Here is a 17,833-nt window from a genome sequence, read left to right as displayed (position 1 = left end):
CTCTACGGTGTGGGGCGTGAGCAGCAGCGGCCTCATTTACGCAGTCATCGTCGGGGCCTGGGCCGCCTACTTGGTGCCGATGTGGCTCCGCAGGCAGGACGAGCTCAATGAAGCCCGTCCGACGGAACGCTTCAGCACCGCCATCCGGCTGCTGTCCGGACGGGCGGCCATGGAGCGCCGATACGCCAAGGAGCTTCAGGATCGCGGCGCCAGTGAGGCGGAGTCCGACGTGGACCCGGACGCAGTCACGGACCGATTGAGTTCCGTCGACGTCCGGGCCTTCGCCGTGCCCCCGACGCAGCCCGAGCACCCCGCCGCCCGTGAGGAAGTACGGGAGCAGGCGCGGGGGAAGGAGGGGAAGGAGCAGGAGGATGCCAGGGAGGAACGGCGTGCGCGCACCACGAGTGCCGCCGCCGAACGCGCCCGGCGCTCGAAGGTCCTCGCGCGCCGTCGGCGCACCACCGTGGTCCTCTTCCTGGCCTTCACCCTGGGCGCGATCGTCGCGGCGGTCGGCGGCCTCCAGTTCCTGTGGGCGCCCGCCGTTCCCGCCGTACTGCTGAGCACGTACATCGTGCATCTGCGGACGACGGAGCGGCGGCGCTTCGCCTTCACCATGGACCGGCGCAGGGCGGAGGTCGCGGCGCAGCGGTTGCGCGAGCGACGGCCGCAGGGACGCCGCCCGGTGGCGGTCGAGCTCGACGAGGAGCCCGTCGTACGGCCGGAGCCGGAACCGGCGCCCGCGGTGTCGCCCCAGGAGGCGGGCCGACGTGCGCTGGTGGAGCAGACGGATCACGCCGAGTGGGTCGATCAGCAGCGCGAGCGTGAGCGCGGCTCGGCCCGGGGCGAGAGCTGGGACCCGGTTCCGGTCCCGCTGCCGACGTACGTCACGGCGCCTGTCGCCCCGCGCGCCACGGGCAGCGTGGACTTCGGCGACCCGGGCACCTGGAGCTCGGCACGCTCCAGCACTGCCGAGCCGACGCCCGCTCCCGAACCCCCGCCCGCGACCGACACGGCACCGCACCAGCGCACGGCCCCCTCGCGCCGCGGCCGCGACAGTGGCCGCACGCCGCTCTTCGACCAGTACGCGGACGAGGACCGGCCCCGCGCGGTCAACGAGTGACCTGCGAGGAACGGATTTCCAAGCACCCCGATCGGGGTGCTAAAGTTTCACTCGTTGCAAGGGCCTGTGGCGCAGTCTGGTAGCGCACCTCGTTCGCATCGAGGGGGTCTGGGGTTCAAATCCCCACAGGTCCACCGCACACACGAGATCCCGCCCGATCGTTCAGATCGGGCGGGATCTCGTCGTTGTGGGTGTGTGTTGTGGTGCGTGTTGTGGGTGTGTGCGATCAGGCGATCTGCGCCTTGTCGTAGACGGCCTTCGCCTCGTTGCCGAAGTACGGGCCGAACATCCGGTTGGGCAGGAATGTGTAGCCGAAGCTGTTCACCGACGTCTGCAGGCCGGTGCCGGTGGTCTCGTTGAACGAGGCGAACCAGGGGCCGCCGCTGGAGCCGCCCGTCATGTTGCAGGCCAGGCTGTGGTCCTTGGAGAAGAGGAAGTCCTTCGAGGTGTTCCCGCTGCAGTAGATGAGCTTCGTGCCGTCGTACGGCGATGCGGCCGGGAAGCCGAAGGCGTACATCGGCTTGTTGTAGCCGCCGTTGAACTGCAGGCCCTGTGCGCCGACCGTCTCGGTCAGCTTCTTGCCGTTCAGCGGGGCGACGACGGCGGCGCCGACGTCGTAGTTGATGTCCTCGCTCGCCGCCCACTGGTCGGTGGCGAACGTCTTGCTGGCGCTCCACTGTCCGTACGGCGCCTGGCCGTTGTTGTACGCGGGGACGAAGACCCAGTTGGTGTGCCAGCTGCCCTGGTACTTGACGCAGTGCCCTGCTGTGATCACCGTGCTGGCGTTCTGGCTGGTGACCGCGTTGCCGGAGCAGGAGGCCGTACGGCCCTGGAAGGTGAAGAACACCCGGCCCGAGGTCTTCACCACGGCGCCGCCACCGGCCCAGGCGCCACCGGCCTGGGGAAACGCGGTGGGGGCGACGGTGGTCGATGCGGCGCCCGACTTGGGCGCTTTGACGGCTTTGCGGGACTTGAGGGCGCCGCGGGTGTCGGCGAGCAGGTCCAGCGGGATGGCGCCGCGCATGCGTTCCGCGGTCCAGAAGCCCGGGGACTGCTGCTGCTTGAAGGATGTGGGGGCCGGTGCGGCGCCGGCGGCGGTGGCCGAGAGGGCTCCGGCCAGCAGGGTGCCGACGGCTAAGAGGATCCCGGCTGCGGTGCGGTGGCGTCCATGGCGTCTCACGCATGTCTCCTTCTGCCGTGCCCGCGCGTGGTGTCGCACGGGCAGGTGGGGGGAAGCTGGACGGTGCGGATCGGCGTACGCGTACGTCTACGTCAGGCAGAGTGCCACGGGATTGACTCTTTGTCAGGACCGGGTCAAGGCGAAGTGTGTGTCAGCGGCTTGGCGAAGCAGCGGCTGGTCTCGTACTCGCGGAAGTGGCCGAACTTCGCCGCGGGGGCGTAACCGGCCGACATGTAAAGGGCGATTGCCTCGCGCTGCTGGTTGCCGGTCTCCAGGACCATGCGTATCCGCCCGGCCGCGCGGGCGTCCGCCTCCAGGGCGGCGAGGATGCGGCGGGCCAGGCCGAGGCCGCGGCACTCGGGGATCACGTACATCCGCTTGAGCTCGGCGTCGCCGTCGGCGTAGCCCTCGCCGTTCCTGTCCTGGCTGCGCCAGCCGCCGGTGGCGACGGGGCGGTCCTGTTCGTCGTACGCGATGAGATACAGGCCACTCGGTGGCGCGAACATCGTGGGGTCGAGAGGCGTGGTGTCGCCCTCGCCGCCGTAGAGCTCGATGTACTCCTGCTGTACTTCGGCTTCGAGTTTGAGGGCGTCCTGGTGGTCGTAAGGGCGCGTCTGGATATTCATGCGTATCAGCGTACGGGTATGCAGTGTCGGCGGGAACGCTTTTCCGGTCGGTATGGTGCCGGGATGCTCACTGTGACGACCGTGAATGTTAACGGGCTGCGTGCCGCCGCCAAGAAGGGCTTCGTGCCGTGGCTGGCCGGGACCTCCGCCGATGTCTTGTGCCTCCAGGAGGTACGGGCCGAGCCGCAGCAGCTCCCCGAGGATGTGCGCGAGCCCGAGGGCTGGCATGTCGTACACGCTCCGGCGGCCGCCAAGGGGCGTGCGGGCGTCTCGCTCTACACGCGCCGGGCGCCGGAGCGGGTGCAGGTCGGATTCGGCAGCTCGGAGTTCGACGGGAGCGGGCGTTACGTCGAGGCGGACCTGCCGGGAGTCACTGTCGCGAGTCTGTATCTGCCCTCCGGTGAGGTCGGTACGGAGCGGCAGGACGAGAAGGTGCGCTTCATGGGCGAGTTCCTGCCGTACCTGAAGGAGCTGAAGGAGCGTGCGGCGGCGGGCGGGCGCGAAGTGCTGGTGTGCGGCGACTGGAACATCGCCCACCAGGAGGCCGACCTCAAGAACTGGAAGGCGAACCGCAAGAGCTCCGGGTTCCTGCCCGAGGAGCGGGCGTGGCTCACGCGGGTGTTCGACGAGGCGGAGTACGTCGACGTGGTGCGGGCGCTGCATCCGGAGCAGGAGGGGCCGTACTCGTGGTGGTCGTACCGCGGGAAGGCCTTCGACAACGATTCGGGATGGCGCATCGACTACGCGGTGGCGACGCCGGGGCTGGCCGCCCGGGCGGTCAAGGCGTACGTCGAGCGGGCCGCCAGCTATGACCTGCGCTGGTCGGACCATGCGCCGGTGACGGCCGTATTTGAGCGGTAGCGGACAGCGTGTGGGGCCCCGGGGGCAGGGCTAGGCGTCCTTTTCCGCTCTCATGATGCGGTCCAGCGCCATCGACAGCTCGGCCTCGACGACGCTCTTCGCGAGCGGGCGCAGGCGCTCCAGGGATGCGGCGGGGTCTTCGGTCGCGTCGTCGGTCGCGTCCCCGAGTGCGTCGTCGGTCGCGGCCCCGCTCATGTGCGTGCGGACCATGTCCGTGAAGATCTCGGCCATCGCCGTTGTGTGCTTCCTGACTTCGCGGCCCGCCTTGAGTACGGCCGCCAGCGGGACGCCTTCGCGCACCAGGGCCGCCGACACGTCGAGCAGGCGGCGGCTGACGTGGACGATTTCTTCGCCGTCCGTTGCCAGATAGCCGAGTTCGAGCGCCGCGGCGAAATTCTCCGGGGTGACCTCGCCCGCGAAGTAGTCGGCGAGGTCCTCGGGGGTGAGGCGGACCGGGGTCTCCTCGGTCCAGGTGGCGGGGGCGGAGTCCTCGCCGAGGCCGAGGAGTTCGCCGACGTCGCGGCCGCTCTCGAAGGTGCTGGCGAGGTCCGCGATGCCGGTCAGGGTGTGGCCGCGTTCCAGGAGGGCGGTGATGGTGCGCAGCCGGGCGAGGTGGCGGGAGTCGTACCAGGCGATGCGGCCCTCGCGGCGCGGCGGTGGGAGCAGCTTGCGCTCACGGTAGAAGCGCAGGGTGCGTACGGTGATGCCGGCCGCCCTGGCCAGCTCCTCCGTGCGGTATTCGCGTGCCTCTGCGCCATTGTCCACGTGGGAAGCCTATGTTGTACCGCCGGTAACTTGTGCGTCGTACCTCTACCCATGAGTACGCCGCTGCTCTACTCTCCCAATCGTGCCAGTGATTGCTGGCAGTGTCGCGGAAGCGCGGGAGGCGTCGGCATGGCCGAGCACGAGCACGTACGAGTGGCGGTGATCGGATCCGGATTCGGTGGCCTCGGGGCGGCCGTCCGGCTGCGCCGCGAGGGGATCACCGACTTCGTCGTCCTGGAGCGCGCCGATTCGGTCGGCGGCACCTGGCGGGACAACAGCTACCCGGGCTGTGCGTGCGACGTACCGTCCCATCTGTACTCCTTCTCCTTCGCGCCCAACCCGGACTGGCCCCGCACCTTCTCCGGCCAGGAGCACATCAGGGCGTACCTGGAGCACGTCACGGACACCTTCGGGCTGCGGCCGCACATCAGGCTCGACCACGAAGTGAAGATGATGCGCTGGGACGGCGACGAGCTGCGCTGGGAGATCGACACCGCGCAGGGGACGCTGACGGCCGATGTGGTGGTCTCCGCGACCGGTCCGCTGTCCGACCCGAAGATCCCCGCGGTGCCGGGCCTCGACGGCTTCCCCGGCAAGGTCTTCCACTCGGCGCGGTGGGACCACGACTACGACCTGCGCGGCAAGCGCGTCGCGATGATCGGGACGGGCGCCTCGGCCATCCAGATCGTGCCTTCGATCCAGCCCGACGTGGAGAAGCTGACGCTCTTCCAGCGAACGCCGCCGTGGGTGATGCCGCGCATGGACCGGGCGATCACGGGGGCCGAGCGGTGGCTGCACCGGCAGCTTCCCTTCACGGGGAAGGCGCGGCGCGGAATCCTCTTCGGAGTACGGGAATTGCAGGTCACGGCGTTCACCAAGCACCCCAATCAGCTGGGGATGATCGAGTCGCTCGCCAAGGCCAACATGGCCAAGGCGATCAAGGACCCGGCGCTGCGGGCCAAGCTGACGCCGTCGTACCGGATCGGCTGCAAGCGCATCCTGCTGTCCAGCTCGTACTATCCGGCGCTCGCCCAGCACAACGTGGACGTCGTGGCGTCCGGCCTGAAGGAGGTGCGCGGCTCGACGGTCGTCGCAGCCGACGGGAGCGAGGCCGAGGTCGACGCGATCATCTTCGGTACGGGCTTCCACGTCACCGACATGCCGATCGCCGAGCGGGTGGTGGGCGCCGACGGCATCACACTCGCCGAGGCGTGGAAGGACGGGATGCAGTCGCTGCGCGGTGCGACGGCGGCGGGCTTCCCCAACTGGATGACGATCATCGGCCCCAACACGGGCCTCGGGAACAGCTCGATGATCCTGATGATCGAGTCCCAGCTGAACTACATGGCGGACTTCATGCGGCAGTTGAACGTCCTCGGCGGCAGGGCGGCGCTGGCCGTGCGGCCGTCGGCCGTCAATGCCTGGAACCGGCGCGTGCAGGAGCGCATGAAGCGGACCGTCTGGAACACGGGCGGCTGCGACAGCTGGTACCTGGACGCGAATGGGCGCAATACGACGGTGTGGCCGGGGACGCCGAGCGAGTTCCGGCGGGCGACGCGGGACGTGAATCTCGCCGAGTACGAGGTGATGCGGGTGGTGCGGGCTGGAGTACGGGCCGAGGCCGAGGAAAGCGTCGCGGCCGAGGAAAGCGTCGCAGCCAAGGAGACCGTCGCATGAGCCGGTTGATGAAGCGCGGTGGCGGTGGTGCTGACCCCCTCGTCGCCTCGCGCGAGCTGACCGCCGTGTCCGCCGACGGGTCGCGGCTGCATGTCGAGGTGTACGGCGCCGAAGACGCGCCCGCGCTGGTGCTGGCACACGGGTGGACGTGCTCCACGGAGTTCTGGGCGGCGCAGATCCGTGAACTCGCAGGTGATTACCGGGTCGTTGTGTACGACCAGCGGGGTCACGGGCGGTCCCCTGCCGTGGGGCGCGGCGGCTACAGCACGGACGCCCTCGCCGACGACCTCGAAGCGGTGCTCGCCGCCGCGCTCGAACCGGGCGAGAAGGCCGTACTGGCCGGGCACTCCATGGGTGGCATGACGATGATGGCCGCTGCGGGGCGGCGCGGGTTCCGCGAGCATGCGGCGGCCGTTCTGCTGTGCAGTACGGGGAGCTCGCGGTTGGTTGCGGAGTCGCTCGTGCTGCCGATGCGCGCCGGGCGCGTTCGGACGCGAATCACCCGCGCGGTCCTGGGTGCGCGCGCCCCTCTGGGGCCGGTCACGCCCCTGTCGAAGAAGATTCTCAAGTACGCGACGATGGGCCCCGGTTCGCCGCCGGAGCGGGTGGCCGAGTGTGCTCGTATCGTGCACGCCTGCCCTCGGGCGGTGCGGGTGGCGTGGTCGCACGTGCTCGCGGAGCTCGATCTCGACGCGGGCGTACGGGAATTGGCGGTGCCCACCGCTTTCATCGCGGGGACGGCCGACCGGCTCACGCCGCTTGCGGGCGCTCGCGCCGTTGCGGCCGCGCTGCCGGATTCGCTGGGGCTCGTCGAGCTCACCGGCATCGGGCACATGACCCCGGTGGAGGCGCCGGAGGCCGTCACGGCGAAACTCCGCGAACTTGTCACCACGTACGTCGTCGGCGCGAGCAGTGCACTTGAGGAGGAGGCCGTATGAGCAGGCAGAGCCTGGAAGGGCAGGTCGCTGTCGTCACGGGCGCGGCCCGCGGCGTCGGAGAACTGCTGGCCCGCAAGCTGTCGGCGCGCGGGGCGAAGGTGGCGCTGGTCGGCCTGGAGCCGGACGCGCTGAAGCAGGTGACGGCGCGGCTGCACGCGCAGGCGGACTGGTGGTACGCCGATGTCACCGACCACGCGGCGATGGCGCAGGTCGCGCGCGAGGTGAAGGAACGCTTCGGGAAGATCGACATCGTCGTCGCCAACGCGGGCGTAGCTTCGGGCGGCCCCTTCATGGACTCCGACCCTGACGCGTGGCGGCGGGTCATCGAGGTCAACCTGATCGGTGGGGCGGTGACGGCGCGGGCGTTCCTGCCGGTGCTCATGGAGAGCCGGGGTTACTTCCTCCAGATCGCGTCGCTGGCCGCGATCACGCCGGCGCCGATGATGACGGCGTACTGCGCGTCGAAGTCGGGCGTGGAGGCGTTCGCGCATTCGCTGCGGGCGGAGGTCGGCTACCGGGGGGTGCGGGTCGGCGTCGGGTATCTGTCGTGGACCGACACGGACATGGTGCGGGGCGCGGATCAGGACGACGTGATGCGGGAGTTGCGGCAGAGGCTGCCGTGGCCTTCGAACCGGACGTATCCGCTGGGCCCGGCGGTGGACCGGATCGTCGCCGGCATCGAGCGGCGGTCCTCCCACGTGTACGCGCAGTGGTGGCTGCGGGGGATGCAGTCGGTGCGCGGTTACCTGCCTTCGCTCATCGGGGCGGTGGGGCAGCGCGAGATGAAGCGCTTCGAGCCGCGGCTCGCGGGTGTGGGGAAGGGGCTTGTGGGGGCGGGGGGAGAGGCGGACGAGAAGGCGCGGGGGGAGCGGGGGTAGGGGGCGGGGCTCTGGCGGCGGGGTGGCGCAGGGCCGGGGGCCACTTGTTGCGCCCTCCCCCGCTACGCCCCGTCCCTCGGCGGCAGCTTCGGGCGGGTCTTGTCCGGGACGTTCGTGTACGTCGGGGGCGTTGCCGCCGGGCGTTCCGCGAGCAGGCTCAGCGCCACCTCCACCGCGTCGGCCAGCTGCGCGTGGCGGCCCTCCGCCCAGTCGAGCGGCGTACGCAGGGCCTCGATGTCCGGGGGCACGCCCTGGTTCTCCACCGACCACCCGTACGCGTCGAACCACGCCGCATTCATCGGCACCGTGATCACCGTGCCGTCCCCCAGCGTGTGGCGGCCGGTCATGCCCACCACCCCGCCCCACGTCCGCTGGCCCACCACCGGTCCCAGTTTCAGGAGCTTGAACGCCGCCGTGATCATGTCGCCGTCGGACGACGTCGCCTCGTCGGCGAGGGCCACCACCGGCCCCCGGGGCGCGTTGGACGCGTACGACACCGGCTGGGCGTCCCGCGTCAGGTCCCAGCCGATGATGACGCGGGTGAGCTTCTCCACGACCAGCTCGCTGATGTGGCCGCCCGCGTTGCCGCGTACGTCGACGATCAGCGCAGGGAGCGAGACTTCCATCCGGACATCGCGGTTGAACTGGGCCCAGCCCGAGCCCCCCATGTCGGGGATGTGCAGATAGCCGCACTTGCCGTCGCTCAACTCCCGTACCACTTCACGGCGTTTGGCCACCCAGTCCTGGTAGCGGAGAGGGCGCTCGTCGATCAGGGGGACGATCGCGACCCGGCGGGGCGGGCCCTCGCCCTCCGCCGGCTGGAACGTCAGCTCGACCGTCGTGCCGCCGGCGGCGGACAGCAGCGGGTACGGGCCTGCCACCGGGTCCACCGGCCGGCCGTCCACGTGGGTGAGGACCGCCCCTGGCCGGATCCCCGTACCGGCCAGCGGCGACCGCGCCTTGGAGTCGGACGAGTCGCCGAGGAGGATGCGGCGTACCAGCCACTTTCCGTCCCGGCACACGAAGTTGGCGCCCAGCAGGCCCATCGCCCGCTGGTAGTGCGGCGGGCCCTCGTTGCGGCGCGCGGGGGCGACGTACGCGTGCGAGGTGCCCAGCTCGCCCAGGACTTCGCGGAGCAGGTCCGCGAACTCGTCCGGGGTGGCGACCCGTTCGACCAGCGGGCGGTACTGGTCCAGCACCGCCTCCCAGTCGACGCCGCACATCTGCGGCTCCCAGAAGTACGCCCGGATGATGCGGCCCGCCTCGGCGTACGCCTGCCGCCACTCCGCCTCCGGGTCCACGGTGTGCAGGATGCGGCGCAGGTCCAGGAAGACCGTCGTGTCGCTGTCGCCGGTTTCGGTGGCGGGGACGGCGCGCAGGTCGCCCTCGTCCATCACCACCAGGCGCGAGCCGTCGCCGCTCACCGCGAACCAGTCCAGGTGGTCCACGAGTTCGGTCTTGCGGGCCTTGGTGAGGTTGAAGTGCTCCAGGGTGGGGCGGCCGGACATGTCGGCCGGGTTGGCGAAGGTCTCGCCGAGCGCGCCCGAGATCGGCCAGCGCAGCCACACCAGGCCGCCGCCCGTGACCGCGCGCAGGGCGGAGTACTTGGACGCGGCCACCGGGAAGGGGGTCACCCGGTTGGGGAGGCCCTCGACCTCCACCGTGACCGTGCCGTCGCCCTCCCCCGCCTCTTCGGCCTCCACCGGGTCGAGGCCGCCCGCCGCCGGGCGGCCGTCCGGCAGCAGCGCGAAGGGGGACGGGGTCGCGGAGGACAGCGGGACCAGGTACGGGCGGCAGCCCAGCGGGAAGGACAGGTCGCCGGTGTGCACGTCGTACACCGGGTCGAAGCCGCGCCAGGAGAGGAAGGCGAGGTAGCGGCCGTCGCTCGTGAAGACCGGGTTCTCGTCCTCGAAGCGGCCGTTGGTGACGTCGATGATGTGGCGGTCCTTGATCCTGGCCAGCTTGATCTGGCGCAGGGACCGGCCGACGCCCGGGTGCGACCAGGTCAGCCACGCCCCGTCGGGGGAGAACGCGAGGTCGCGCACGGGGCCGTTGGCGGAGCGGGCCAGTTCGGTGACCTCGCCGCTCGACTCCTCGCTCACGTCGACGAGGAGGAGCCTGCCGTCGTGCGCGGCGATGGCGATGCGTTCGCCTTCGGGGTCCGAGGTGAGTTCCTGTACGCGCCCGAGCCTGCCCGATGCGATACGGCGCGGCTCGCGTGCGCCGCTCGCTCGCGGCAGGTACGCGATCTCGATGGCGTCCTCGCCCTCCGCGTCCGTGATGTACGCGACCTGCATGCCGGTGCCGAGCATTTCGGGGAGGCGGGCCCGTACGCCCGGGGTGTCCGTGATGGTGCGGGCCGGGCCGTCGCGGTGCGTGAGCCAGTACAGGCTGCCGCGTACGACTACCGCGCTCGCACGGCCCGTTGGGTCGACGGACAGTCCGTCGACGTGGTTGGCGGCCGGGACCTGGTAGTGGCGGCGGCCGGCGCGGGGGCCGCCGAGACGGATGTCCAGCCTGCGCGGTACGGCGCCGGGGGAGAGGTCGTCGACCAGCCACAGGTCGCCCGCGCACTGGTAGACGACGCGGGTGCCGTCGCTGGACGCGTGTCGTGCGTAGAAGGCGTCGTGGTCGGTGTGGCGGCGGAGGTCGGTGCCGTCGTACTGGCAGGAGTAGAGGTTGCCGATGCCTTCGTGGTCGGAGAGGAAGGCGATACGTCCGCCCACGAACATCGGACAGTCCAGGTGCCCGCCGATGTCCGGGAGCAGGCGCTTGCCGTGCAGCCAGAGCCGCCCGGTGGCGCCGCCCCGGTAGCGCTTCCACGAGGCGGGCTCGTGCGGCGGCTTGCCGGTGAGCAGGAGCGTACGGCGCTCGCCGTCGATGTCCGCGACGGCGATGTCGGAGACCGGGCCCCAGGGCAGCTGGGCGCCGGGGCTGCCGTCGGTGGCCAGGCTGTACGCCCAGGAGTAGTGCGAGAACGGCTGGCCGTGCGAGGCGACGGCGAGGATGTGCGGCTCGCTGTCGCTCGATTCGGGCGTCCACCCGCAGACGCGGGTGTCGAGCGAGCCCCAGTGGCTGAGCCTGCGGGCGGGCTGCCCGCCGTCGACCGGGGTGAGGTGGACCTCGGGGTCGAGGCTGCGCCATGTGGTGAACGCGATGTCCCGGCCGTCGGGGGAGAAGCGGGGGTGGCTGACCCTGGTCCGGTCGACGGTGAGCCGCCAGGCCCGGTCGGGCTGCTGACCGGCGGGGACGATCGGTGCCAGCCAGAGGTCGTCCTCGGCGGCGAAGCAGAGGAGGTCGCCGTGGAGGTGGGGGAAGCGGAGGTAGGAGCGGGGCAGGGCGGTTTGCGGGGGCGCCGCGTGGCGCTCGCGCCGCGCGGCCGGGGGCTGCTCGGTGGCGGTCTTCTCGTGCGGGCCGACGGCCCCGGGTGCGTCGCTCACCCCCCAATGCTTTCCGCAGCGAGGGGGCGCGGCAACTTGTGGCGCAGAACACCATCGAAACGGTTTCGTTTCGGTGAAGGGGCGTCGTAAGGTCGTGGTGTACGAAACCGTTTCGTTCCCGTGAGGAGGAGAGCATGGCGCGCACACGACTCACGCCCGAGCGCGAGAGCGAGCTGTACGAAGCCGTGCTCGACCTGCTCCGCGAGGTGGGTTACGACGGCCTCACCATGGACGCCGTGTCCACCCGCACCCGGTCCAGCAAGGCCACCCTCTACCGCCAGTGGGGGAGCAAGCCGGAGCTGGTCGCCAGGGCACTGCGCCACAACAAGCCGGTCAGCGTTGCCGATATCGACACCGGCACGCTGCGCGGCGACTTCCACGCCCTGGTGGAGCGGACCGACGACTGCCAGCTGGAGAGGGACTCCGCGCTGATGCGTGGTCTCGCCCAGGCCGTTCACGGAAATCCCGATCTCCATGAGGCGCTGCGGGAGCTGCTGATCGCGCCCGAGCTCACCGGGCTCGACGTCATGCTGCGGCGTGCCGTGGACCGGGGTGAGATTCCCGCTTCGACGCCCGCCCTGCGGTACGTCCCGCACATGCTGGTCGGCGCCTTCGTCGCCCAGCAGCTGATCGAGGACCGGTCGCCCGACCGTGCCTTTCTCGCCGACTATCTCGACGCCGTGGTCTTGCCGGCTTTGGGCGCCTGACTTTGCCGGGTGCCTGATCCCCATCGGTGGTTCTCCCCGCCACCGGCGTCCGTAACTCTCCCCAAACGCTCCACCTGACGCGCACCGCTCTCGTCGTCGGGCTGATTTCCCACGCCCTGTTCGTATCCAACGACCTGACCGGGAGTACGCCCTCGTGGCCACGTTCCTCTACAAAATGGGCCGGTTCGCCTTCCGCCGCCGTGCCTTCGTCGCCCTCGCCTGGGTGGTGCTGCTGGCGCTCGCCGGTTTCGGCGCCGCCTCCGCGTCCACCGCGACCTCAAGTTCCTTCTCCATACCGGGTACGGAGGCCCAGAAGGCCTTCGACCTGCTCGAAGAACGCTTCCCCGGCGGCAGCGCGGACGGGGCCACCGCCCGGGTGGTCTTCAAGGCCCCCGACGGCCAGAAGATGACCGACGCCGCGCACAAGGCCGAGGTCAAGAAGGTTGTCGCCGAGCTCGGCGACTCGTCCGACCAGGTTGCCTCGGTTGTCGATCCGTACCGGGGCAAGGCCGTCAGCCGCGACGGCAGTACGGCGTACACCCAGGTGACGTACAAGGTCAGCGGCATGGAGCTGACCGAGGAGACCCGCGAGGCGCTCACCGAGGCCGGTGACGAGGCGCGGGACGCCGGGCTCACCGTCGAGATCGGCGGTGACGCGCTGCAGGCCGTGCCCGAGACCGGATCCAGCGAAATCGTGGGTGTTGTCGTTGCCGCGATCGTGCTGGTGATCACCTTCGGGTCGCTGATCGCCGCCGGGCTGCCGCTGCTCACCGCGATCATCGGCGTCGGTATCGGTGTGTCCACCATTGCCGCGCTCGCCAATGTGCTGGACCTGGGGTCCACGACCTCGACGCTGGCGATGATGATCGGGCTCGCGGTCGGCATCGACTACGCGCTCTTCATCGTCTCCCGCTACCGCGCCGAACTCGCCGAGGGCCGCGAGCGCGAGGACGCGGCGGGCCGCGCGGTCGGCACGGCCGGGTCGGCGGTCGTGTTCGCCGGTCTGACAGTCGTGATCGCGCTGGTCGGGCTTGCTGTGGTGAACATCCCGATGCTCAGCAAGATGGGCTTCGCCGCCGCCGGAACCGTCGTCATCGCCGTCCTCATCGCGCTCACCCTCGTCCCGGCACTGCTCGGTTTCGCGGGCGCGAAGGTCGTCGGCCGCAAGGCGCGCAAGCGGATGGAGAGTGCGTCCCAGGACGCGGACGCGAAGCCCAACATGGGTACGCGCTGGGCCCGCTTCGTGCTGCGCCGTCCCGTCGCCGTGCTGCTCGCCGGTGTGGTCGGGCTCGGCATCATCGCCGTACCGGCCGGATCGCTGGAGATGGGCCTGCCCGACGACGGCTCGCAGCCGGTCAGCACCACTCAGCGCAAGGCGTACGACCTGCTCTCCGACGGGTTCGGCCCCGGCTTCAACGGGCCGCTGATGGTGGTCGTTGACGGGGACGAGGCCGCCGCCGATGCCACCGTCAAGCAGGTCCAGGGCATGGACGGCGTCGCGGCCGTCACCCCGCCGACCCCCAACAAGGCCGGCGACACCGCGGTGATCACGGTTGTGCCCAAGGACCGGCCGTCCTCGGCCGGGACCGAGGACCTCGTCCACTCCATCCGGGACTCCAGCGGCGACAACGTGCTGGTCACCGGCGCCACCGCCATGAACATCGACTTCTCGCAGAAGATGAACGACGCGCTGCTGCCCTACCTCGCGCTCGTCGTCGGCCTCGCCTTCCTGCTGCTGATGGTCGTCTTCCGGTCGGTGCTGGTTCCGCTCAAGGCGGCGCTCGGCTTCCTGCTGTCCGTGGTCGCCGCGCTGGGCGCGGTCGTCGCGGTCTTCCAGTGGGGCTGGCTCGCGGACGTGTTCGGCGTCGAGCAGACCGGGCCGGTGATGTCGATGATGCCGATCTTCATGGTGGGTGTGGTCTTCGGTCTCGCCATGGATTACGAGGTGTTCCTGGTCACGCGCATGCGTGAGGCGTACGTCCACGGGGAGCGTCCGGGCCAGGCGATCGTCACCGGGTTCAAGCACGGTGCGCGGGTCGTGGTCGCCGCAGCCGTCATCATGATCGCCGTCTTCGGCGGCTTCATCGGGTCGAGCGAGTCGATGATCAAGATGATCGGCTTCGGGCTCGCGATCGCCGTCTTCTTCGACGCGTTCGTGGTGCGTATGGCCATCGTGCCCGCGGTTCTCGCGCTGCTCGGCAAGTCCGCCTGGTGGCTGCCGCGCTGGCTGGACAAGGCGCTGCCCAATGTGGACGTGGAGGGCGAGCAGCTGCGTAAGGAGCTGGGTGACGGCGACGGCCGCGGTGACGGCGACGCCTCGTCGGAGGGGGAGCGGGAGCTGGTGCGTGCGTAGGCGTCGCTGGCTCCGGTGAAGTGGTGAAGAGGTGGGCCCCCCGGTCCTTACGACCGGGGGGCCTTACCTCTTTTTCTGCGTTCAGTGCGTGGGTGTGGTCTCGCTCTCGTGCGTGTGGTGGAGGAAGCGGAGCAGCGCCGCACTGTCGAACTGCATCACGGCCACGCCCTGTGGCGAGTGCAGTTCCAGCACCGCCTGCACCCGGCCGCACGGCCACACCCTGACATCGCCGCTCTCGGTCGCGGTGGGACGGCTCAGGCCCTTCTCCAGAAGGCTGCGCGCGAAGACCCACTCGGTCTCGGTGCTGCTGGGGGAGACGTCCGGCGGAATGACGAGGCGTACGGCGAGTGGGTCCACCGACGGGTCGTAACGGAGGGCCACAGGGACGGAGCGGTTCTGCGGGGCGTCCGTGATGAGGTGGGCCCGTGCGCGGTCCTCGATTGCGAGCTGCATTGGCCGCCTCCTCAAAATCAAGCCTTTTGTCCTCTAATGTCCCATATTTTGCGGCGCGTGCACCGCTCTATTTGTGACCCGTGCGCTCTTGCGAGCTCTTTGCAGGTGGGCCCTATCATCGAACGGTTAACCAACCCGCAGGAAGCGGAGCCCCACCATGCATGTCCCCGACGGATTCATCAACACACCTGTTTCGGCTGTGGCAGGTGTCGCAGCGGTGGGCGCCGTCGCCGTCAGCCTGCGCGGTGCGCGCCGCGAACTCGACGAACTGACCGCTCCACTGGCCGGGCTCGTCGCCGCGTTCATTTTTGCGGTACAGATGCTCAACTTCCCCGTCGCAGCCGGTACAAGCGGGCATCTGCTCGGCGGAGCACTCGCCGCGATCCTCGTCGGGCCCTTCACCGGCGTCCTCTGCATCTCCGTCGTGCTGCTGATGCAGGGCATCCTCTTCGCGGACGGCGGGCTCACCGCGCTCGGCGTGAACATCACCGTCATGGGCGTCGTCACGGTCGTTGTGGCGTACGCGCTCTTCCGCGGCCTGGTCAAGATCCTGCCGCGCAGCCGCCGCTCGGTCACCGCGTCGGCCTTCGTCGCCGCGCTGGTGTCCGTGCCCGCCGCTGCCGCCGCCTTCACGCTGATCTACGCCGTCGGGGGCACGACCGACGTACCGCTCGGCAAGGTCCTGACCGCGATGGTCGGCGTACACGTCCTCATCGGCATCGGCGAAGCCGCGATCACCGCGCTGACCGTGGGCGCCGTCATTGCCGTACGCCCCGACCTGGTGCACGGCGCGCGCGGGCTCTCGGCCCCCCTCAAGCTGCGCGTCGGCGGCGAGCTGGTGGACGCGGCGCCCGCCCAGGCTCCGGCCGCTGCGCCGGTCGCCGCGCGCTCGACCCGCCGGGTGTGGGGCGCGGGTCTGGTCACCGCCCTTGTCCTCGCCGGGTTCGTGTCGTTCTACGCCTCCGCGAGCCCGGACGGCCTGGAGAAGGTCGCCGCCGACCAGGGAATCGACCGGAAGGTCGAGGAGCACGCCGCCGCGGACTCCCCGCTCGCCGACTACGGCATCGAGGACATCAGCAACGGCCGTGTCTCCGGCGGCCTCGCGGGCGTGATCGGCGTGAGCGCGACCGTCGTCGTCGGCAGCGGCGTCTTCTGGACGCTGCGGCGCCGGCGCGACAGTGAGCGGCAGCAGGCCGACGTACGCGCACAGGAAACGGTCTGAGATGGGCGCGGGCCACGCCCACAAGCTCTACCGGCACGGACACAGCCCCGTCCACGCCCTGCCGCCGCACTGCAAGCTCGCCGCCGTCTTCTGCTTCGTGCTGGTCGTCGTGTCCACGCCGCGCGAGGCGATGTGGGCTTTTGGGCTCTACGCCGTGCTGCTGGGCGTGGTCGCGTACGCGGCCCGCGTCCCCGCCGGGTATCTGCTCAAGCGGCTGCTCATCGAAGTGCCCTTCGTCGCCTTCGCCGTGCTGATGCCGTTCGTGGCGCAGGGCGAGCGGGTGGAGGTGCTCGGCATGTCGCTGAGCGTCTCGGGTCTGTGGGGCGCGTGGAACGTCCTCGCCAAGGGAACGCTCGGCGTCGCCGCCTCCGTTCTGCTCGCCTCCACCACTGAACTGCGCTCCCTGCTGCTCGGGCTGCAGCGGCTGAAGCTGCCGCCGATGCTCGTGCAGATCGCGTCGTTCATGATCCGTTACGGCGATGTGATTACGGACGAGATGCGCCGTATGTCCATCGCGCGGCGCTCGCGCGGGTTCGAGGCGCGGGGCGTGCGGCACTGGGGTGTGCTGGGCAAGACCGCGGGTGCGCTCTTCATCCGCTCGTACGAGAGGGGTGAGCGCGTGCATCTGGCGATGGTCAGCAGGGGTTACACCGGAACCATGCCGGTGATCGACGAGGTGACGGCGTCGCGGGCGCAGTGGGCGCGGGCGGCCGCGCTGCCGGTTTCGGCGCTCGGGGTCTGTCTGCTGGGATGGACGCTATGACGACTGGGACGGACGCCATGACGACCACGCCTGCCATGCCCGCGATGTCTCTTGAGGTCAGTGGGCTCGCCTACGCCTATCCCGACGGGCACCAGGCCCTCTTCGGCGTCGATCTGGCCGTTGGACGCGGCGAGCGGGTCGCGCTGCTCGGGCCGAACGGTGCGGGCAAGACCACGCTCGTGCTGCACCTCAACGGCATCCTCACCGCGGGCGCCGGCACGGTGACGGTGGCCGGGCTGCCCGTCGGCAAGCAGCACCTCGCGGAGATCCGCCGCCGGGTCGGCATCGTCTTCCAGGACCCCGACGACCAGCTCTTCATGCCGACCGTACGCGAGGACGTGGCGTTCGGGCCGGCCGCGGCGGGGATGCGGGGCGCGGAGCTGGAGGAGCGGGTACGTACCGCGCTGACCCGGGTCGGCATGGCGGAGTACGCGGACCGCCCGCCGCACCACCTGTCCTTCGGGCAGCGGCGCCGGGTCGCCGTCGCCACGGTGCTGGCCATGGAGCCGGAAATCCTGGTCCTGGACGAGCCGTCGTCCAACCTGGACCCGGCCTCGCGGCGCGAACTGGCCGACATTCTGCGGTCGTTGGACGTCACGGTGCTGATGGTGACGCATGACCTTCCGTACGCCCTGGAGCTGTGCGCCAGGTCGGTGATCCTGAGCGAGGGCGCGATTGTGGCGGACGGGCGTACGCAGGAGCTGCTCTCCGACGAGGCGGTGATGCGGGCGCACCGCCTGGAGCTCCCGTTCGGCTTCGACCCGGGTTCGGTACGGGTGGAGGCGTAACCGGGGCTCCACCGTTCGGGACAGGGGGTGGGGAAATGACCCCCCGCCATCCCGTCGCCCAG

15 protein-coding genes and 1 tRNA gene are annotated in these 17,833 nt (G+C 70.5%); 11 read left to right on the top strand and 5 right to left on the bottom strand.

Features of this window, described 5'->3' with window-relative positions; translation table 11 throughout:
* The first annotated feature begins 16 nt into the window (after positions 1-16).
* Together sepX and PXH83_RS11550 are read left to right on the top strand one after the other, a co-directional pair.
* Positions 17-1,120 (top strand): divisome protein SepX/GlpR, encoded by a 1,104-nt coding sequence (gene sepX, locus PXH83_RS11555; RefSeq protein ID WP_274559514.1) that lies wholly within the window; start codon positions 17-19, stop codon positions 1,118-1,120.
* A 60-nt stretch (positions 1,121-1,180) separates the two neighbouring features.
* Positions 1,181-1,254 (top strand) — tRNA-Ala (locus PXH83_RS11550).
* 92 nt (positions 1,255-1,346) lie between these two features.
* Here the strand turns inward: PXH83_RS11550 and PXH83_RS11545 are convergent.
* Together PXH83_RS11545 and PXH83_RS11540 are read right to left on the bottom strand one after the other, a co-directional pair.
* Positions 1,347-2,300, bottom strand: coding sequence for a trypsin-like serine peptidase (locus PXH83_RS11545; protein ID WP_274559512.1), 954 nt, complete (start codon positions 2,298-2,300; stop codon positions 1,347-1,349).
* Between the two features lie 134 nt (positions 2,301-2,434).
* Entirely contained in the window at positions 2,435-2,926 is a 492-nt protein-coding gene (locus PXH83_RS11540) for a GNAT family N-acetyltransferase (RefSeq protein WP_274559510.1), read from the bottom strand.
* A 63-nt stretch (positions 2,927-2,989) separates the two neighbouring features.
* On the opposite strand from PXH83_RS11540, the gene PXH83_RS11535 reads away from it, so the two are divergent.
* Complete coding sequence (locus PXH83_RS11535) at positions 2,990-3,787, top strand: exodeoxyribonuclease III (protein ID WP_274559508.1); 798 nt, start codon at positions 2,990-2,992, stop codon at positions 3,785-3,787.
* Positions 3,788-3,817: 30 nt separating this feature from the next.
* Here PXH83_RS11535 and PXH83_RS11530 read toward each other — a convergent pair whose 3' ends face one another.
* A complete protein-coding gene (locus tag PXH83_RS11530; protein WP_274559505.1) occupies positions 3,818-4,552 on the bottom strand; it encodes a MerR family transcriptional regulator in 735 nt (244 codons plus the stop codon).
* A 129-nt stretch (positions 4,553-4,681) separates the two neighbouring features.
* Between PXH83_RS11530 and PXH83_RS11525 the strand changes: the two genes are divergently transcribed.
* Genes PXH83_RS11525 through PXH83_RS11515 form a run of 3 tightly spaced genes read left to right on the top strand, consistent with a single transcriptional unit; the run spans position 4,682 to position 8,045 of the window.
* Complete coding sequence (locus PXH83_RS11525) at positions 4,682-6,229, top strand: flavin-containing monooxygenase (protein WP_274559503.1); 1,548 nt, start codon at positions 4,682-4,684, stop codon at positions 6,227-6,229.
* Positions 6,226-7,167, top strand: coding sequence for an alpha/beta fold hydrolase (locus PXH83_RS11520; RefSeq protein ID WP_274559500.1), 942 nt, complete (start codon positions 6,226-6,228; stop codon positions 7,165-7,167). Before PXH83_RS11525 ends, PXH83_RS11520 begins: the two co-directional genes overlap by 4 nt.
* On the top strand, positions 7,164-8,045 hold the full coding sequence (locus PXH83_RS11515; protein ID WP_274559498.1) for an SDR family oxidoreductase: 882 nt from the start codon (positions 7,164-7,166) through the stop codon (positions 8,043-8,045). The genes PXH83_RS11520 and PXH83_RS11515 overlap by 4 nt, the downstream gene beginning before the upstream one ends.
* 62 nt (positions 8,046-8,107) lie before the next feature.
* Here the strand turns inward: PXH83_RS11515 and PXH83_RS11510 are convergent, their stop codons facing one another.
* Positions 8,108-11,383: a S41 family peptidase gene (locus PXH83_RS11510; protein ID WP_274562783.1), complete on the bottom strand. Its 3,276-nt coding sequence runs from the start codon at positions 11,381-11,383 to the stop codon at positions 8,108-8,110.
* A gap of 236 nt (positions 11,384-11,619) precedes the next feature.
* On the opposite strand from PXH83_RS11510, the gene PXH83_RS11505 reads away from it, so the two are divergent.
* Together PXH83_RS11505 and PXH83_RS11500 are read left to right on the top strand one after the other, a co-directional pair.
* Positions 11,620-12,192 carry a TetR/AcrR family transcriptional regulator gene (locus PXH83_RS11505; protein WP_274559495.1) on the top strand — a complete coding sequence of 191 codons (573 nt, stop codon included), beginning with the start codon at positions 11,620-11,622 and terminating at the stop codon, positions 12,190-12,192.
* Positions 12,193-12,346: 154 nt separating this feature from the next.
* Positions 12,347-14,545, top strand: coding sequence for an MMPL family transporter (locus tag PXH83_RS11500; protein ID WP_274559493.1), 2,199 nt, complete (start codon positions 12,347-12,349; stop codon positions 14,543-14,545).
* 81 nt (positions 14,546-14,626) lie between these two features.
* Here PXH83_RS11500 and PXH83_RS11495 read toward each other — a convergent pair whose 3' ends face one another.
* Complete coding sequence (locus PXH83_RS11495) at positions 14,627-14,998, bottom strand: SsgA family sporulation/cell division regulator (protein ID WP_274559491.1); 372 nt, start codon at positions 14,996-14,998, stop codon at positions 14,627-14,629.
* Positions 14,999-15,155: 157 nt separating this feature from the next.
* On the opposite strand from PXH83_RS11495, the gene PXH83_RS11490 reads away from it, so the two are divergent.
* Genes PXH83_RS11490 through PXH83_RS11480 form a run of 3 tightly spaced genes read left to right on the top strand, consistent with a single transcriptional unit; the run spans position 15,156 to position 17,771 of the window.
* On the top strand, positions 15,156-16,220 hold the full coding sequence (locus PXH83_RS11490; RefSeq protein ID WP_274559489.1) for an energy-coupling factor ABC transporter permease: 1,065 nt from the start codon (positions 15,156-15,158) through the stop codon (positions 16,218-16,220).
* Between the two features lies 1 nt (position 16,221).
* On the top strand, positions 16,222-16,983 hold the full coding sequence (gene cbiQ / locus PXH83_RS11485; protein WP_274559487.1) for a cobalt ECF transporter T component CbiQ: 762 nt from the start codon (positions 16,222-16,224) through the stop codon (positions 16,981-16,983).
* A complete protein-coding gene (locus tag PXH83_RS11480; protein ID WP_420803150.1) occupies positions 16,980-17,771 on the top strand; it encodes an energy-coupling factor ABC transporter ATP-binding protein in 792 nt (263 codons plus the stop codon). Before cbiQ ends, PXH83_RS11480 begins: the two co-directional genes overlap by 4 nt.
* Positions 17,772-17,833 lie beyond the last annotated feature (62 nt).

It is taken from the genome of Streptomyces spiramyceticus (assembly GCF_028807635.1).
Lineage (GTDB): Bacteria > Actinomycetota > Actinomycetes > Streptomycetales > Streptomycetaceae > Streptomyces > Streptomyces spiramyceticus.
Note: the sequence above shows the minus strand (reverse complement) of the source record. Positions and strands in the feature narration are given on the sequence as shown.

What these genes read in the sequence shown, in the direction of transcription:
- PXH83_RS11490 (WP_274559489.1), top strand. Translation starts at nt 15,156, where the DNA reads ATGCATGTCCCCGACGGATTCATCAACACACCTGTTTCGGCTGTGGCA.
- PXH83_RS11520 (WP_274559500.1), top strand. Translation starts at nt 6,226, where the DNA reads ATGAGCCGGTTGATGAAGCGCGGTGGCGGTGGTGCTGACCCCCTCGTC.
- PXH83_RS11480 (WP_420803150.1), top strand. Translation starts at nt 16,980, where the DNA reads ATGACGACTGGGACGGACGCCATGACGACCACGCCTGCCATGCCCGCG.
- cbiQ (WP_274559487.1), top strand. Translation starts at nt 16,222, where the DNA reads ATGGGCGCGGGCCACGCCCACAAGCTCTACCGGCACGGACACAGCCCC.
- PXH83_RS11535 (WP_274559508.1), top strand. Translation starts at nt 2,990, where the DNA reads ATGCTCACTGTGACGACCGTGAATGTTAACGGGCTGCGTGCCGCCGCC.
- PXH83_RS11495 (WP_274559491.1), bottom strand. Translation starts at nt 14,998, where the DNA reads ATGCAGCTCGCAATCGAGGACCGCGCACGGGCCCACCTCATCACGGAC.
- PXH83_RS11515 (WP_274559498.1), top strand. Translation starts at nt 7,164, where the DNA reads ATGAGCAGGCAGAGCCTGGAAGGGCAGGTCGCTGTCGTCACGGGCGCG.
- PXH83_RS11525 (WP_274559503.1), top strand. Translation starts at nt 4,682, where the DNA reads ATGGCCGAGCACGAGCACGTACGAGTGGCGGTGATCGGATCCGGATTC.
- PXH83_RS11505 (WP_274559495.1), top strand. Translation starts at nt 11,620, where the DNA reads ATGGCGCGCACACGACTCACGCCCGAGCGCGAGAGCGAGCTGTACGAA.
- PXH83_RS11540 (WP_274559510.1), bottom strand. Translation starts at nt 2,926, where the DNA reads ATGAATATCCAGACGCGCCCTTACGACCACCAGGACGCCCTCAAACTC.